Genomic DNA, 17,227 nt, shown 5'->3' on the forward strand with positions numbered 1-17,227 from the left:
GGAGGATAACCCTATGCAGAAGAAATTTTTAGAAGCCGGCAAAATTGTGAGCACCCACGGCGTACGCGGCGACCTGCGCGTGCAGAGCTGGTGCGACAGTCCCGAGGTGCTGTGCGATTTTGACACACTCTATCTGGACGAAAACACGCCCATAACCGTGGAAAAAGCCTTTGTGCACAAGGGCGACATTGTCGTGATGCACCTTCAAGGTGTGGATACAATGGAGGCCGCCGAGGCGCTCAAGAACCGTGTACTGCTCCTGGACCGCGCAGACGCCGAGCTGCCTGAGGATTTGGTGTTCATTCAGGATATTCTGGGCTTCAAGGTATACGACCTGCGCTCGGACAGCATGATCGGACTGGTGCAGGATGTGCTGACCTCGAACCCGGCGCATGATATGTACGAGATCAAGAGCGCGGACAACCGACTGATTTATATTCCGGCCATCAAGCCCTTCCTCAAGAGAATTGACATGGAAGCCGGCGTGATTTACGTGGAGACCATCGAGGGTCTGCTATGAGAATCGACATCATGACCCTGTTCCCCGAGATGATTGAAGCCGTCATGCGGGAGAGCATCATCGGCCGCGCACAGGACAAGGGTCTGGTCGAGGTGCGCGCGACCAACATCCGCGACTACGCGCTAGACAAGCACCGCAAGGCGGACGACGCCCCCTACGGCGGCGGACGCGGGCAGGTCATGCTGGCAGAGCCGCTGTATCTGTGCCATCAGGCACTCTGCGGCGGCGAAAAGGTGCACACGGTGTTTTTGTCTGCGCAGGGCAAGCCGTTTGACCAACAGAAGGCGCGCGATTTACTTGCGAAGGAACGCTTTATTCTGGTTTGCGGCCACTATGAAGGCATCGACCAACGGTTTATCGACGAGTGCGTCGACGAAGAAATCTCCATCGGTGACTTTGTGCTGACCGGCGGTGAGATTCCGGCGATGGCAGTGGCCGACGCGGTCTGCCGCATGGTGCCGGGCGTACTGCCTGACGAGGATGCCTTCACCGCCGAAAGCCATTGGGACGGACTGCTGGAGCATCCGCACTATACCCGTCCGGAAAACTGGCGCGGCCGCGCCGTGCCTGAGGTGCTGCTCTCCGGCCACCATCTCAATATCGAAAGCTGGCGGCGTGAAATGAGCCTGCGCCGCACTAAGGCCGACCGCCCCGACCTGTTCGCGCAGTTCACCCCCGCGGACAAGCGCGACCGGAAACTTCTGGACAAAATTGAACAACCCGACGGTTAACAGCCGCCGGGTTTTCTTTTGTTTGTCCGATTGTTTGCAGAAAAGCATTTACAAGCTCTCTTTAATTTTGTAAAATATAAGTATACTGTTTCAAGCAATCAGGAGGGATGCTCCCATGATTATTACGATAACGCTTAACACCGCGCTCGACCGCACGCTGCGTATTGAGCAGCCGCTCGTCGTCGGCAAACTCAACCGCGCGACCTCGTCTCACCTTGAACCCGGCGGCAAAGGCATCAATGTATCCCGCGCGATCAAGGCTCTGGGCGGGGACAGCGTTGCGCTGGGCTTCTGCGCCGGCACCAACGGCCGCATCATGAAGGATGCGCTGACCTCGGCCGACATTCACCATGACTTCGTCGACCTGATGGGCCAGACCCGTGTCAACACCCAGATTATCGACGCGCAGGGCGGCCATACCGAGGTCAACGAACCTGGTTCGAAGCTGGACGATGCCGATTTTCTCCGTCTGCTTGACCGGATGGATCAATATCTGGACGAGGGAAACATTTTCGTGCTGGCCGGTTCGTGCCCGCCCGAATTCCCGATGAAGAACTATCGCAAGCTTTGCAAGACGATCAAAAAAGCCGGCTGCAAGCTGATTATCGACGCGCAGGGCGAAATGCTGCTTGCTGCGCTCGAGTTTGAGCCGGACTTCATCAAGCCCAATATTTTCGAGCTTGCTGAGGCTGTCGGCGAAAAGCCTTCGGTCGATCCCGAGGTCGTCGTGGTTTCCGCACGCAAAATGCTCGATATGGGCGCAAAGGCGGTCTGTGTCTCGATCTCGCAAGAAGGCGCCGTTCTGGTTGCCAAAAACGAGCCTGAGTCCCTGTACTGCAACTGCAACCCCAAGATTTATGATGAAGGCGCGGTCGGTACGGGCGACGCAATGGTCGGCGCGATTGCAAACTCTATGCATAAGGGTCTGAAATTTGACGAAATGGCGCGCTATGCTGTCGCCGCGAGCCGCGCATCCGCGCGGATTGCAGGCACGGAGATGGCAACGCTCAAAAAGGTCTATGAAGTGTACGAAACCACTGAGGTTTACGTGCTGTAACAGCTACATAGCTGCAAAAAGGCTGGTATCGGTTCGCCGATACCAGCCTTTTTCAGGTTGTCTGTCAAAATCCCTTGATCCCCAATTCATGCACAAGCTGTGCATAAAACCTGCGGACATGGAAGTACGGCAGGTCGTGCTCCAATACGTCGGTCAGCTCCTGATGGCTCACACCCGCAAGCGTGCCGCGATACACGCCCCATCGAGCCGATGCAGGCGACACGAGCCCATCACTCTCCCCCTGCACCGCGTAGGCTGCCGCACGGCACGCCGCCATGGCAGGATCGGAGCGGCTTTTTCCAAGCACTGCGCCCCAGCTCTGGTAATATACACAGTTTGCATCCGGATTGTCGCGGTTAAAGCGCTCCAGATATGCCGGCGTGAGCTGCTCGGCGACGCGGAAAAAGTCCGGATTCTCATCGCCCTTTCTGCGCCAGTACTCGTTGTTGCACGTGCCCCACACCCAGACTGCCGGATAGGCGCGGCGCAGAAGCACGCGCGCGATATGCGAGCCGCGATTGGGCGTTGCAATCATCGAAAGAGAGGCCACGTGCCGTCCCATACCAAGCGATGAAATCAGATACCGCGCCTCCAGACCGCCCTTGGAGTGCGCGATGATATTGACGCGGTCACACCCCTGCTCGCGCAGCATTTGCTGAACCCGGTCACGCAGAACCAGTGCGTTTTTCTCAATGCCGCCCCAAGCGTCCTGCCCGCCAAAGTAGAGCACTGCACCGTTCGCGCGCAGGAAATCAGGCACCCGCCCCCAATATCGCCCGCGTTCCCCATCGCAGACGTTCAGGCCGTGCACCAGCAGAATCGGATATTTGGTTTTACAGTATGCCCCTGCCATATCACTTGTGGTACTTGCCGCCGCCCACAATATTGAGCGCACGGTACAGCTGCTCGAGCACCATAACACGCGCGAGATGGTGCGGGAAGGTCATGGGCGACATGGAAAGCCGCAGGTTTGCCCGCTGCTTGATGCTCTCCTCCATGCCGCATGAGCCGCCGATGAGCACGCACAGCCGGCTTGTGCCGCGCACCGTCAGGTCGGACACATAATCGGCCAGCTGCTCAGACGACATCGGCTTGCCCTCGACGCACATAGCGATTACCGCCGCGCCCGACGGGATTTTAGCCGCAATCAGTTCACTTTCCTTTTTGAGCGCCGCGTCAATCTCCCCCTGTGAGGGCGTTTGCGGCAGCCGCTGCTCGGGCAGCTCCAAAATTTCCAGTTTGCAGTATCCGCCCAGTCGCTTTTCGTACTCAGCAGCGGCCTGCGCCCAGAATTTTTCGCCGAGCTTGCCCACGCAAATCAGTCGAACAGACAGCATTGCTCACCCTCCTCCAGCAGAATCGGCGCTTCCATATGCCCCTTGGGCGCAACGATGATGCGGCAGGGCGCAAGACCGCGCACAGCCGACTTGGTTTGCTGCAGCGCCAGCTCCGGCATGTTGTTTTTCTCACTCAGGTGCGCCAAAATCAGCGTTTTCGTGCCGTTTTTCACCAAATCTGCCGCGCAAATCGCGCAATCCGGATTGGAAAGATGCCCATTCGGCCCGGCCACGCGCTGCTTGAGCGGATACGGATACGGCCCTGCCTGCAGCATATGCGGATCGTGGTTGCTCTCGAGCACAACCGTGTCGCAGCCGCGCAGCCTGTCCGCAATGTCAACCGGGACAAAGCCCAAGTCGGTCGCAAACCCAAAGCGGCGACCCTCATGCGAGAGCACGTAGCCCACGCTCTGCGCCGCGTCGTGCGGGGTTTCAAACGCGTGCACGCCGATTGCACCAACCGCAAAGTCCTCACCCGCCTGAAATACGGTCACGCGACCCTGCGAGGCCGGGTTTTTGATCGACAGCGCAAGCGCCGTCTCACGCGAAGCATAGATGGGTGCAGACGATTTTTTCAGGAACATATCCAGTCCCTTCACATGGTCGATGTGCTCATGGGTAATCAGCACACCCGCGATGCGGTCGAGCGTGAGACCCAGTCCGGCGAGCGCGGTCGTAATTCTGCGCAGAGACACCCCCAGATCAATCAGCACGGCGGTATCCCCCGCCACGTACAGACCACAGTTGCCCGATGAGCCGCTTGCGATGCTGTAATAAAAACGCTGCTCCATGATTTTGAAAACTCCTTTTATGTACGGTAAAAGGGCGAGGGAAGCCTTCCCCCGCCCTGCTGCTCTCTGTTTTAGTTGGCCGCCGGGATTGCGTTGCCGTCCGGAATTTCGGAACGATACATATCCGCACCCAGTGCTACAAACTTCTCGACCAATGTCTCATAGCCGCGCTCGATGTTCTGCACCTGCTCGACCTCGGTCACGCCCTTGGCCGCAAGACCGGCAATGACCATGGCCGCGCCCGCGCGCAGGTCATGTGCGCGCACCGGCGCGCCCTTAAACTCCTTAACGCCTTCGACTACGGCAATCTTGCCGTCGACCCGGATGTTCGCGCCCATGCGCACCAGTTCCTCCGCATAGCGATAGCGGCTGTCCCACACGCCCTCAGTCACGATGCTGGTGCCTTCGGCAAGACACAGCGCGGTCGTCATCTGCGGCTGCATGTCGGTCGGGAATCCGGGATAGGGCAGAGTTTTTATGTTGGTTTTGGTAATCGGTCCAACACGGCGAACCAGCACCGAATCGTCAAATTCGGTGATTTCAACGCTCATTTCCTTGAGCTTTGCCGTGATGCACTCCAAATGCTTGGGAATGACATTCTTGACCAGTACAGAGCCGCCGCACGCAGCAACAGCCGCCATAAATGTGCCGGCTTCGATCTGGTCGGGAATGATGGAGTAGCTGCCGCCGCGCAGTTTTTCCACACCGCGAATCTTGATGACATCAGTGCCCGCGCCCTTGACGTCTGCGCCCATGGCATTCAAAAAGTTCGCGAGATCGACGATATGCGGCTCTTTTGCGCAGTTTTCCAGAATGGTCTGTCCCTTGGCGAGCACAGCTGCAAGCATGACGTTCATCGTCGCGCCGACGGTTACCACGTCAAAGTAGATATGCGCGCCGTGCAGACCTTCCGCCGGTGCTTCCGCGCGGATGTAACCGCCCTTGGGCAGCGTAACGGTAGCGCCGAGGGCTTCAAAGCCCTTGATGTGCTGATCGATCGGGCGCACGCCGCCGAAATTGCAGCCGCCCGGCATGGCGACCTCTGCAAAGCCGTATTTGCTCAGCAGTACGCCGAGCAGGTAATAGGATGCACGCAGCTTGCGTTCCAGCTCGTGCGGCTTCAGGCTGGGCTTGTTGGCATTTTCGATCTCAACCGTGGTTGCATTCACCAGACGGATCTGTGCGCCCAGCTCGCGCATAATCTCAAGCTGCAGCGTCACATCAATGATCTTGGGCACGTTTTCGATGCGTACCGGACCGTCGGCCAGCAGCGCCGCGGGTACGATTGCCACCGCCGCGTTCTTTGCGCCCGAAATGGTGACCTCACCATTCAGGGTCTTGCCGCCGTTGATTACATATTTGGTCAAAGCCTACCTACTCCTCACTATTACGTCGCGCGGCGCATGCGCCGCGATTCTTCCCTTATCTTCATCTTATGTAGCGCGGCGCGGTTGGTGCAGCCAGCGCAAAATCTCACGGATATATTTTACCACAAGATTATCGAATTGCAAAGATATTTTCGTTTCCCAGACTAAATTGTCGTTTTTTTGGCACAATCCACCAAGAAATCTATCGAATCTGTTTTGATTTTCCAAGTCGGCACCAATTGCAGGCGGCGGCTCGAGTCTGTCAGCAGGCGATAGCCCAAATCCATGCCGTAAACGTTCTTTACTTCAGGGTGCTCCGCGACAAAAGCAAGCAGCGCATCGGCCGCCGAACAGCTCACCCCGGTTTCGCTCGCAAGCGTGTACGGCACGCCGAAACTCCAGTAGCCGGTCAGCTGCACCGTGCCGTCCTCACCGAAGAACAGCGTCAAATGGCGGTTGTGCACGGCCATGCCGGCTACCGGGCCGGACAGCGTGGCAATGCTGTGCTCCACGACCTCAATTGTTCCGTCTCCCGGCTTCAGCCCCCAGCGTTCAAACAGCTGCCGCGCACGGCGCAGTGCTTCGCGATCATCGGCCGGCACGCCCTCGTCCTGCCGAATGCTGCCCTGCACAGTGCCGTCACCGCTCCAGGTGACCATGCCGCGCGTGCTTTCATAACGAACATTGCCCTCATCATCCTCACTGCGCGCAGCGTCGGTACCCAGCATGGCAAACGCGACCTGCTCCTCCTCCGTACGGCTGCGGTCGACGGAAAGCTGCGGCAGCACCAAATCATCCGGCAGCACAAACCCGTCGTCAAGCGCGATGCCGCGCGCTTCGAGCAGCGTCTGCACATCGCGCCGCAATTCGACCGCGCGGTGGTGGTCATTATAGGATTTCAGGGCGAGATTGCCCAGCATGAACAAATTGACCGCAAGCAATATCACAATCAGGATATTTTTAACCTTGTCCCATTGCATGTCCGGGCATACCTCCTATTTCAAAAATCATTTCATAAAAAAGCGTTCGGGACGGTAAAGGCCGTCGTCTCCCTGCCGGTAGGCAACAAGCAGAGCGCGGCGCGTTCCGTCCGCTCCGGCGGCGGCCTGCCGCGCGGGCAGCACGGTGCGCCGCTGCGCCGGCGTCACGGTCTCAAAACGCCGAAGTGCCACGCGCGCCGAAAGCAGCGTCCCGCCGTCAAACACGAAGCTTGCAAAATCCGTTTCATCCAGCACCGGCACGCCGCCGTAGCTTTGATAAAACACAAGCCGCGTCATGCCGTCCTGCTCACCGACGCTGTACAGCGTGGCCTGCGTTTCCACACCGATCGCACGCAGCGCCGCATCCAGTACCACGCGGGCACAGTCAATCTGTGCGCCGCGTGCTTCGACACCATCCGCCTCGCCCTTGTCATAGGCCGTGAGCGTGCCGCCCACCGAAGCGCTGTACTCCACCGTGCCATCCTCCGCCACGCGCAGCGTGCTCGCATCGTTGACATAGACTGTCACCGCGCCGTTCTGCTCGGGATAGGACCGGGCATACGGCGTGTAGCCAAAGGCGGAAAGCAGCGTTTGCAGGCTGCTGTCGCCCTGCGGGTCGAACAGGTGCAACGGCACGCTCTGAATCAGGTCGAACGACAGTGCCTCACGCTCAAACAGCAGAGTTTCCGGATAAACCGTATACTCCGTTCCCGAAAACGTGCATGCAACGCCGTGAAACTGGCGCACAGCGCGGCTGAACACTCCATCCTCCACGCGGGTTGACGCTACTTGCAGCGCACCCGTGTCCGTACGCACAAAAATTTGATTGGTATCTCGAAACAGCAGCACGCTCTGCGCAGATAGATCGCTACTGCACGAGCCGCCCATCCAGCCTGCCAGAATGCCGACCGGTATCGCGCCGTGATAGCGCAGCACTGCACAGTCGCCCTCGGCAAGCGCGGCATTCAGTGCATCCTCATCACTCTCGTGAAAGGTGCCTGCGGCAGAAAACGCACTGCCAAACAGGTCGGTTGCCGCCTGTATGCCGGCATCCACCTCCGAAGGATTATACTGCACCGCGCGCATTTCGCCCTCTGCACGCAGCGCGATTTGCGCCGGTTCGGCCGCCGCAACACCCGATGCACGCAGCTCATAGCCCACCGCACCGCCGAAGAGCTGGTCGTGCACGCGCCGGAGCATGCTGTCCGCCGACAGCTGCGCAATATTCAGTCCGTTCAGCCAGATGGCTACGCACTGTATGGCAAGCAGCACCACCAGCGCGACCAGCGCGACATTCTTGGCGGTGTTGGTCACCGCGCCGCGCCCCGCGCTCATTGTTTCTCCTCCGCGTCCGGCGTCAGGCCGAGCGGCAGGATGATGCTGACCGTCGTGCCCTTTCCGTACTCGCTGGCGAGTGTAATCCTGCCCTCATGCTGCTGCACAATCTCCTTGGCAATCGCAAGACCGAGACCTGTGCCGCCCGCCTCACGGCTTCTGGCCTTGTCCACGCGGTAAAAGCGCTCAAACAGGCGCGGCACATCCTCCTGCGGAATACCGACGCCATCGTCCTCGACCATAATGCGCACCCGCTCGCCCGAAATCTCACGGGCAGACAGCCGGATATGACCGCCTGCAGGCGTGTACTTGACCGCGTTAGACAGGATGTTGACAACAACCTGCTCCAGTCGCTCGCGGTCGCCCATCAGTTCGGGCAGCTTGTCCGGCGTGTCGACAAGCAGCTCGTGGCCGCTGTCCTCAGCGGTCAGCTTCATCGCGTTGGCGACGTTTCGGAGCATATCGGCCAGTTTAAAGCGCGTCATGCGCAAATCCATGCGGCCGTAATCCAGACGGGACAGCGTCAGCAAATCCGTCACGATGCGCGCCATGCGCTCGGACTCGCTGCCGATGACACCGAGGAACTGCTTTTCCGTTTCAATCGGCAGCTCACCCACCGCGTCATACAGGGTTTCGGTATAGGAGCGGATGTTGGTCAGCGGGGTGCGCAGCTCATGCGAAACATTCGCGACAAATTCGCGCCGTGCCTCGTCCAGCTTGCGCTGCTCGGTCACATCGTGGATGACGGCAATGACGCCGCCCTCGCCGTCAAGTGCGCCGTAGGGCGCGAGTGTGATTGAAAGCACGCGGCCAAAGCGCGTAATCTCGCTCGTCATAAAGCTGCGCACCGCGCTTTCGTCGTTTTCGGGCATGTCGAGGTCGGCAAACATCTCGTCAAAGGTCAGGCTGTGCTCAAACCGCACGCCAAGCAGGTTCTCGGTCGCGGGGTTCATGTGGATGAGCGTGCCGTCGGTCGAAAAGGCGGCCACGCCGTCGGTCATGTGCAGAAACAGGGTACTCAGCTTGTCGCGCTCGCCCTGCACCTCACCGACTGTATTTTTCAGCTGCCGCGCCATGTCGTTAAACGATTCGGTCAGCTCACCGATTTCGTCGGTCGACTGTACGCCCAGCTTTTGATCGAAATTTCCCTCCGCAATCGACTGCGCACCCTCTGTGATGCGTTCAATCGGCGTGGTGATGGTTTTAGACAGCAGAAACGACAACAGAATTGCGGCAAGCAGACCGAACATCATGGCCTGCATGACGATTTGAAGGAACCGCCCCGACAGGTCAGAGATTTCGCGCTTGTCGTCCACGATATAAATGATATACTGCTGATCCCCGCCGTCAATCGGCACCGCGAAGTCCATTACTCTGCCGACGGCGGAAGAGCGGTCGCCCACGTTGCCCGCCATCGCGGCAATGACATTGCTTGTCCGCTCCAGCTCCGCACCGAGCGGCACGTTCGAACCGGCCATAAAGTAGCCTTCGCCGCTCAGAATATAATAGTTGCGGTAGTCGTTGATGCCCAGTTTGGGCGCAAGCGCACTGAGCACGTCCATCAGGCCCTGCTCACCGTTTTTCTCCGCAGCCTCCTCAAGCGTAGGCACGATGCTGCTTTCCTCACTCGTGCCAAAGGTGCCGGCAATCTGATCGTAAAAGTTATCGAGGTAAAAGGTGTTGACGCCGTTAATCAAAAAAGTGCCGACAACCGCCATAATCGAAACGATCAGCAGCACCAGAATGAGCACCAGCTTCATGTGTAACGATCGAAACATCGCTTACTCTCCGTCCGAATAATAATAACCCATGCCGCGCTTGGTCATGATGTGACGCGGACTGGCGGGTTGATCCTCCACCTTTTCCCGCAGCCGGCGAATCGCAACGTCCACCGCGCGCAGGTCGCCGTAATACTCATACCCCCAGACCTTTTCCATCAGCTCCTCGCGGGAAAAAACCTTGCCCGGGGTGGCGGACAGAAAGCACAGAATGTCAAATTCACGCGCGGAAAGCTCGAGCGCGCGTCCGTTTTTATAGACCATACCATTTTCGGGCGACACGCGCAAACCACCGCCCTGCTGCACGGCAGGCTTTTCGGCACGTTCCTCACTGGGCAGGGTGCGGCGCATATTCGCCTTCACGCGTGCCATCAGCTCGCGCATAGAGAAGGGCTTGGTGATATAATCGTCCGCGCCGAGCTCGAGTCCCATGACCTTATCGGTCTCCTCCTCGCGGGCGGTCAGCATGATAATCGGGGTGTCAAACTGTTCGCGCACGCGGCGGCAGACCTCAAAGCCATTCATGGCGGGCAGCATAACGTCCAGCAGGATCAGGTCGGGCGATGCGCTGAGTGCCTGCGACAGTCCCTCTGCGCCGTCGTAGGCGACAATCGTGCCGTAGCCCTCGCGCTGCAGGTTGAACACCAGAATATCGGCGATGGCCTTTTCATCCTCGACCACCAGTATCTTTTTATCCATCGGTAAAAACGCCTCCTTGTCCGGTCAGCGGTGTCAAAACAGTCCTTTGAGACGCGCGCGGTACATTGCGACCACGGTTTTTGCGTCCCTGATTTCATCGTCCGCAATCATGCGCTCCACCTCGGCAATCGGCAGGCGCACGGTTTCGACGAACTCATCCTCATCCGGGCAGGTCTCGCCCTCGGTCAAGCCGATCGCGGCATAAAGATGCACGACCTCGGTCAAAAAGCCCGGCGAAGGATACTGTGCGCCGAGCGGAATCAGCTGCTCGGCCGTGCAGCCAGTCTCCTCCTTCAGCTCACGCGCGCCGCAGGCGGCATAGTCCTCCGTGCCGTGGTCCAGCTTGCCCGCCGGAATTTCAAGCAGTTCGGTTCCGTACGGATAGCGGAACTGGCGCACGAGAATCACGTTGCCATCCCGGTCAAGCGGCAGCACGCCGACGCCGCCGACATGCTCGCACACCTCGCGCGGGGCGGTTTTGCCATTGGGCAGCAGCACCTCATCGAGCCGTGCCTTCATGATTTTTCCCTCAAAGAAATATGCAGCCGAAAGCTGTTTTTCGGTCATATCCATCATTTTCGTCTCCCTTTTGCTGTTACAGTGTGCCGCCGCAGCGCAGAATCAATGCCGTTTCGGGCGGCACAGTCACGCGCAGACCGCGGCTGTCGGTTTCCGTGAATTCCTTGAAGCCGTCAATCATGTCGACCGCATAGAGCGCGTCAACATGTGCCTTGACCTCCTGATGCCCGCGGTTGACCATGATGACCAGACGCGCATGTGCCGTCCTGCGTTCATAGCGCAGCAGGCTGCCGTTTGACCGCAGAAAGCGCAGTTCACCCTTAGCAAGGGTTTCGCTTTCGGCGCGCAGCATGCACAGGCGGCGGTAAAATGCAAGCAGGTCGCGATCCTCCCGCTCCCACGGGAAGGTACGGCGGTTAAACGGGTCTTCAAACCCTTGCAGTCCGACCTCATCCCCATAGTAAATGGTCGGTGACCCCGGCATGGTAAACTGCAGCACAGCTGCAAGCTTCAGGCGCCTGCGTGCGCTCTCAATCCGCTCCGGCGGCAGTGTGAAGGCGGCGCGTTCCTCGCGGGACAGCTTCCATTCCTCCTGCGTGATGCCGAGCACGGTCAGGGCGCGCGGGGTATCATGCGTGCCGATGACGTTCATCAGACTGTAAAACACATCGTGCGGATAGTTTTCCCGGATGCATTCCATTGTTTCAGCGAAATGCTCGGCCGTGCCGCCGCCCAGATACGCCAAAATAGCGTCCCGCAGCGGATAATTCATCACACTGTCGAGCTCGCCGCCCTGGAAATAGCGGCGGCGCTCGGAATAGGCAATTTTGTTGGATGCGTCCTCCCAGACCTCGCCGATGATGACCGCATCCGGCTTTTCGCGCCGCGCGGCGGCATTCAGGCGGGCAATGAAGGAGTCAGGCAGTTCGTCTGCCACGTCCAGCCGCCAGCCCGACGCGCCGAGCCGCAGCCAGCGCCGCACGACGCTGTCCGCGTCGTCGATGATATAGCTCAGATAGCTCTCGTTCGTCTCATTGGTCTGGGGCAGCGTGTAAATGCCCCACCAGGAGGAGTATTTGTCCGGCCACTGCTGAAAATCGTACCAATCGTAATAGGGCGACTGCTGCGACTGATATGCCCCCTCGCCCTGATAGCGGCCGCGGGCGTTAAAATAGCGGCTATCGTAACCGGTATGGTTGAACACGCCGTCGAGCACGATGCGCATGCCGCGCTTTGCGGCCTGTGCGCACAGCTCCCGAAAATCCTTTTCGCAGCCGAGCAGCGGGTCGATGCGCTTATAGTCACCCGTGTCGTAACGGTGGTTGGAATAGGCCTGAAAAATAGGGTTCAGATAAATCGTGCGCACGTACAGGCTCTCCAGATAGTCCAGCTTTTGGAGAATGCCGCGCAGCGTGCCGCCGAAAAAGTCGTTATTTAGAATTTCGCCGTTTGAATCCGGCTGATACACCGGCGTATCGTCCCAGTTTTGGTGCAGCACGCGCTCAGCCACGCCTTCGCCTTCCGGCTGAACGGGTGCACGGTCACGGCAGAAGCGGTCGGGAAAGATGTTGTAGGTCACGCCCTCGCCAAACCATGCCGGGCTTTTGTAGCTGCCGTCGTACACGGTCAGCTGGTAACGGTCACGCAGTGTATCATCAATCTCACAGCATCCGCCGTAGCCGCGCACCACATAGCGCGGGCCGTCCGCCGTATCGAGCGTGAAATAATACCAGTACAGGCCCGGTGTTTCCGGGGTATAGTTAACGCTGTATCGATCGCGCGAACCGGCAAGCCCATGCCAGCGCATGGGGATGGCATCCGGCTCCTCTCCGTCCCGCCCGATCCAGAGCAGGATCCGTTCGGTGCCGCGCTCACGCTCGGGGTAGGCGGAGAACACAATCATCTGACCGGCCGCCACCGCGCCGTAAGGCGTTTTGCAAAGCTGGTTACGGGAATGATACATGCAGTTGGGAATTGCTTTCAAAATAGTTCCCCCAAATCACAACAATACTCTGTTTACAGTATAGCACACACCGCCCCTGCGGTAAACCATAACCGCCAAAAGCACCCATATTCGCCGGTATTAACCGACTTTTCTCGCCATATCCTTTGCGCAAAACCAACGCAAGGGCGTCCGGATGTTGATCCGGACGCCCTTGGCAAAATCCAATTAGAATGCGAAGTTGGTTTTGACGCGCCAGATATTCTGCGCATACTCGGCAATCGAGCGGTCGGACGCAAAGCGGCCGGAATTGGCGATGTTCATCAGCGACATGTAGTTCCAATTCTCGGGACGGCGGTACATCTGGCCGACGCGCTCCTGCGCGGCTGCGTAGGAATCGAAATCCTTGAGAATCATGTAGCGGTCAGCCGGGCCGCCATTGCCGCCGTGCAGCAGCAGGTTTGCAATGTCGGTATAGTCAACGCCGTCGCCAAAGCCTGCAATGATATGGTCAATGACGCGCTTAATGGTGTGGTTATCGTTATAAATCGGCATCGGGTTGTACGAGCCGGACGCTGCCAGTGCCTCTGCCTCAGGCGTTTCCATGCCGAAGATAAAGATATTCTCCACGCCGACGGCTTCACAGATTTCAACGTTCGCACCGTCCATCGTGCCGATGGTGAGCGCACCGTTCATCATGAACTTCATGTTGCCCGTGCCCGAGGCTTCTTTGCCTGCAATCGAAATCTGCTCGGACACCTCGGCGGCCGGCATGATGATTTCGGCGAGCGAAACCTTGTAATCCTCAATGAACACGACCTTGAGCTTGTCGCCGATGGCGGGATCGTTATTAATCATATTCGCAATGGAATTAATGAGCTGAATGGTCTTTTTGGCTACCGCATAGCCGGGTGCGGCCTTTGAGCCGAAAATGTAGGTGCGCGGCACAAAATCCATATTCGGATCGTCCTTGAGCTTATGGTAGAGCGAGATAATATGAAGGATATTCAGCATCTGGCGCTTATATTCATGCAGACGCTTGACCTGCACGTCGAAAATCGAGTCCATATTGACCTCGATGCCGTTGTGCTCCTTGATATAATCCGCCAGACGCTGCTTGTTTGCACGCTTGATCTCGCCCAACCGTATGAGCAGCGCCTTATCCTCACCCATACTCTCGAGCACCTTGAGCTCAGACGGATGCTTGATGAAGCCTGTGCCGATTTTTTCAGAAATCAACTCAGTCAGCGCGGGGTTGGCCTCACACAGCCACCGGCGGTGCGCAATGCCGTTGGTGACATTGCGGAACTTTGCCGGGAAAATGGTATAGAAATCGTTGAACACACGCTCCTTGAGAATCTCGGAATGCAGCGCGGACACGCCGTTAACCGAGAACGAGCCTGCAATGGCAAGGTTCGCCATGCGCACAACATTGTCCGAAACAATGGCCAGCTTGGAGATTTTCTGGAAATCATTCGGGAAGTAATCCCACAGCTGCTTGCAGAAGCGTTCGTTGATTTCATAAATAATCTGCATGATGCGGGGCATCAGCTCCTGCATCAGCGAAACCGGCCAGCACTCGAGCGCCTCGGGCATGACGGTGTGGTTGGTATAGGCAACCGCTTGGCTGACCACATTCCACGCCTGCTCCCACGACATATCGTGGTCGTCCATCAAAATGCGCATCAGCTCGGGAATGACGAGCGTCGGGTGGGTATCGTTGATGTGCAGCACGTGCTTGTGGGCAAAGTTTGCCATCGTGCCGAACTGCTGCATATGCTTGGCGCAAATGTCCTGCAGCGTTGCGGAAACAAGGAAATACTGCTGCTTGAGACGAAGCGACTGTCCCTCACGGTGGTTATCCTCCGGATAGAGCACCATCGAGATGGTCTCCGCCAGCGCATGCTTCTCCACCGCCTTGAGGTACTCGCCCGAGGAGAACAGCTTCATATCGAGCGCAATCGGGCTCTTTGCCTCCCACAGGCGCAGACGGGCGATATTGTCGGTGTCATAGCCCGAAATCGGCATATCGTACGGCACAGCGAGCACGGGCGTATAATCGTGATACTCAACCACCATTTTGCCCTGATCGTTGAAATAGCTGTTGATTGTGCCGCCGATTTTGACCTCGCGGGTATCGTCAAGTGCGGGGATGTGCCACACATCACCCGAGGCCAGCCATGAGTCGGGCAGCTCTACCTGCTTGCCGTCCTCAATCTTCTGCTTGAAAATGCCGTGCTCATAGCGGATGGAATAGCCGGTGCCGCGCACACCTGTGGTGGCCATGCCGTCCATATAGCAGGCGGCAAGACGGCCCAGACCGCCGTTGCCCAGACCCGGATCGGCTTCTTCCTCAAAGATATCGGCCATTTCATAGCCCATTTCGGAAAGCGCCGCGGTCAGTGCAGGCAGCATGCCCAGGTTGTATGCGTTGTTTCGCAGACTGCGGCCGACGAGAAATTCCATGCACAAATAGTGTACCTGTCGTTCGCCGCCCCGCTCTACCTCATTTTGTGTTTGGATCATGTGCTCGGTCAGCGCATCACGGACAACAAGCGCACAGGCTTCGTATACCTGCTCCTTGGAGGCATCCTCAACCTCGCGGCCGAAATGCCGCTTCAGCTTGCCGGAGATTGCCTCCTTGAGAGCATTTTTGGTGAAATTCTTTCTTGGCATGGTTCTTTCTCCTCACTAAAATATTGCTTGCGGTCTCCTTTTATCCAATGACGGACTGGTAAACCTCTATGTACCGGTCAGCCGAGGTGCCCCAGCTGAAATCTGACTTCATCCCCTGCAGCACAAGCTTCTTCCAGCCGTCCTTGTTGTAACGGAATACACCGCAGGCCTCACGAATCACGTGCAGCATGTCGTGCGCGTTATAGCTGGCAAACGAAAAGCCGTTGCCCGCGCCCGTGTAGTCGACAAAGGCCTGCACCGTGTCCTTCAGGCCGCCGGTTTCGCGCACAATCGGGATGCTGCCGTAGCGCAGCGCAATCATCTGCGCAAGGCCGCAGGGCTCAAACTTGGACGGCATGAGGAACATATCCGAACCGGCATAGATGCGGTTGGCCAAATCGCCCGAGAACATAATCGAAGCCGAAATCTTCGCCGGATACAGCCGCTTGGCCTCAAGGAACATCTGCTCATAGCGCCAGTCGCCCTTGCCCAGTACAATCAGCCGCACATCGTCCTCAAGCATCTGATGCAGCACTGCTTCAACGAGATCCAGACCCTTTTGATCGACAAAGCGGGTAACCATGCCGATGACCGGGGTGTTTTCGTCTCCCTCCAAACCGCACAGCTCAAGCAGCTTGAGCTTGTTGACCAGCTTGCCCTGCGGGTTGCGCGGACCGTAATTCTTGAAGATTTTAGAATCATTCATGGGATTAAAGAGATCCACGTCGATACCGTTGAGAATACCGTGCAGCTTATGACTGTTCATGCGCAGCACGCTGTCGAGCCGGTAGCCATAATACTCGGTCTTAATTTCCTCGGCATAGGACGGAGATACCGTGGTCACTGCGCTTGCAGCGACGATTGCAGCCTTCATCAGGTTGACGTCCCCATCCATCGCCATAAAGCCCGAACGGAAATGCGCATCGTCAATGCCAAGCACATATTCGAGAATTTCGCGGCCGTACTGTCCCTGATACTGGATGTTATGGATGGTAAACACTGTTTTGATGCCATCGTAAAACGGACGCGAGGCGAACATCAGGTTGTAATACACGGGAACCAGCGCGGTCTGCCAGTCGTTGCAGTTGATGACATCCGGCTTCCAGTCGAGGTCGGGCAGCACCTCCAGCACCGACTTGGAGAAGTACGCGAAGCGCTCGGCATCGTCGTACTCGCCGTAAATCTGGGTGCGGGAGAAATAATACTCGTTGTCAATGAAATAGAACGTAACGCCGTCCGCCTGATACTCCTGCACGCCGCAGTATTGATTGCGCCAGCCCAGACGCACATAGGCGTTTTTCAGGTGCGTAAACTTTTCGGTAAACGCCGAATCAATCGCTGAATACAGTGGGCAAAACACACGCACATCGTGCCCCTTTGCGGCAAGCGCTTTGGGCAGCGAGCCCGCAACGTCCCCCAAGCCCCCCGTTTTGACAAACGGCGCGCACTCACTTGTGACGTACATAATCTTCATAAAGCCCCAACCTCCTTAATC

15 protein-coding genes are annotated in these 17,227 nt (G+C 57.9%); 3 read left to right on the forward strand and 12 right to left on the reverse strand.

Going from position 1 to position 17,227, the window contains the following annotated elements:
* Positions 1-13: 13 nt before the first annotated feature.
* From rimM to QOX26_RS08010, 3 genes are all read left to right on the forward strand, one after another.
* On the forward strand, positions 14-520 hold the full coding sequence (gene rimM / locus QOX26_RS08000; RefSeq protein ID WP_283674451.1) for a ribosome maturation factor RimM: 507 nt from the start codon (positions 14-16) through the stop codon (positions 518-520).
* Positions 517-1,251 (forward strand): tRNA (guanosine(37)-N1)-methyltransferase TrmD, encoded by a 735-nt coding sequence (trmD, locus tag QOX26_RS08005; RefSeq protein WP_283674452.1) that lies wholly within the window; start codon positions 517-519, stop codon positions 1,249-1,251. The genes rimM and trmD overlap by 4 nt, the downstream gene beginning before the upstream one ends.
* A gap of 115 nt (positions 1,252-1,366) precedes the next feature.
* Positions 1,367-2,308: a 1-phosphofructokinase family hexose kinase gene (locus QOX26_RS08010; RefSeq protein WP_283674453.1), complete on the forward strand. Its 942-nt coding sequence runs from the start codon at positions 1,367-1,369 to the stop codon at positions 2,306-2,308.
* Positions 2,309-2,372: 64 nt separating this feature from the next.
* On the opposite strand, the gene QOX26_RS08015 is transcribed toward QOX26_RS08010, so the two are convergent.
* The 12 genes from QOX26_RS08015 to glgA form a co-directional block, all read right to left on the reverse strand.
* The gene (locus QOX26_RS08015; RefSeq protein ID WP_283674454.1) at positions 2,373-3,161 is read right to left on the reverse strand and encodes an esterase/lipase family protein; all 789 of its coding nucleotides are present in this window, start codon (positions 3,159-3,161) and stop codon (positions 2,373-2,375) included.
* Position 3,162: 1 nt separating this feature from the next.
* On the reverse strand, positions 3,163-3,645 hold the full coding sequence (rlmH, locus tag QOX26_RS08020) for a 23S rRNA (pseudouridine(1915)-N(3))-methyltransferase RlmH (protein ID WP_283674455.1): 483 nt from the start codon (positions 3,643-3,645) through the stop codon (positions 3,163-3,165).
* Entirely contained in the window at positions 3,627-4,436 is an 810-nt protein-coding gene (locus tag QOX26_RS08025; RefSeq protein WP_283674456.1) for an MBL fold metallo-hydrolase, read from the reverse strand. The genes rlmH and QOX26_RS08025 overlap by 19 nt, the downstream gene beginning before the upstream one ends.
* A gap of 71 nt (positions 4,437-4,507) precedes the next feature.
* Positions 4,508-5,803 (reverse strand): UDP-N-acetylglucosamine 1-carboxyvinyltransferase, encoded by a 1,296-nt coding sequence (locus QOX26_RS08030; RefSeq protein WP_283674457.1) that lies wholly within the window; start codon positions 5,801-5,803, stop codon positions 4,508-4,510.
* A 164-nt stretch (positions 5,804-5,967) separates the two neighbouring features.
* On the reverse strand, positions 5,968-6,783 hold the full coding sequence (locus tag QOX26_RS08035) for a hypothetical protein (RefSeq protein ID WP_283674458.1): 816 nt from the start codon (positions 6,781-6,783) through the stop codon (positions 5,968-5,970).
* Positions 6,784-6,810: 27 nt separating this feature from the next.
* Positions 6,811-8,118 (reverse strand): hypothetical protein, encoded by a 1,308-nt coding sequence (locus tag QOX26_RS08040; RefSeq protein WP_283674459.1) that lies wholly within the window; start codon positions 8,116-8,118, stop codon positions 6,811-6,813.
* Positions 8,115-9,896 (reverse strand): ATP-binding protein, encoded by a 1,782-nt coding sequence (locus QOX26_RS08045; protein WP_283674460.1) that lies wholly within the window; start codon positions 9,894-9,896, stop codon positions 8,115-8,117. The genes QOX26_RS08040 and QOX26_RS08045 overlap by 4 nt, the downstream gene beginning before the upstream one ends.
* Positions 9,897-9,899: 3 nt before the next feature.
* Positions 9,900-10,595: a response regulator gene (locus tag QOX26_RS08050; RefSeq protein WP_283674461.1), complete on the reverse strand. Its 696-nt coding sequence runs from the start codon at positions 10,593-10,595 to the stop codon at positions 9,900-9,902.
* 33 nt (positions 10,596-10,628) lie between these two features.
* A complete protein-coding gene (locus QOX26_RS08055) occupies positions 10,629-11,168 on the reverse strand; it encodes an NUDIX domain-containing protein (RefSeq protein ID WP_283674462.1) in 540 nt (179 codons plus the stop codon).
* A 22-nt stretch (positions 11,169-11,190) separates the two neighbouring features.
* Complete coding sequence (locus tag QOX26_RS08060; protein WP_283674463.1) at positions 11,191-13,098, reverse strand: glycoside hydrolase family 13 protein; 1,908 nt, start codon at positions 13,096-13,098, stop codon at positions 11,191-11,193.
* A gap of 186 nt (positions 13,099-13,284) precedes the next feature.
* Positions 13,285-15,732 carry a glycogen/starch/alpha-glucan phosphorylase gene (locus tag QOX26_RS08065; RefSeq protein WP_283674464.1) on the reverse strand — a complete coding sequence of 816 codons (2,448 nt, stop codon included), beginning with the start codon at positions 15,730-15,732 and terminating at the stop codon, positions 13,285-13,287.
* Between the two features lie 40 nt (positions 15,733-15,772).
* Entirely contained in the window at positions 15,773-17,206 is a 1,434-nt protein-coding gene (glgA, locus tag QOX26_RS08070) for a glycogen synthase GlgA (RefSeq protein WP_283674465.1), read from the reverse strand.
* Positions 17,207-17,227: the final 21 nt, after the last annotated feature.

The sequence above is a fragment of the Butyricicoccus sp. Marseille-Q5471 genome, assembly GCF_951230135.1.
Taxonomy (GTDB): domain Bacteria; phylum Bacillota; class Clostridia; order Oscillospirales; family Butyricicoccaceae; genus Agathobaculum.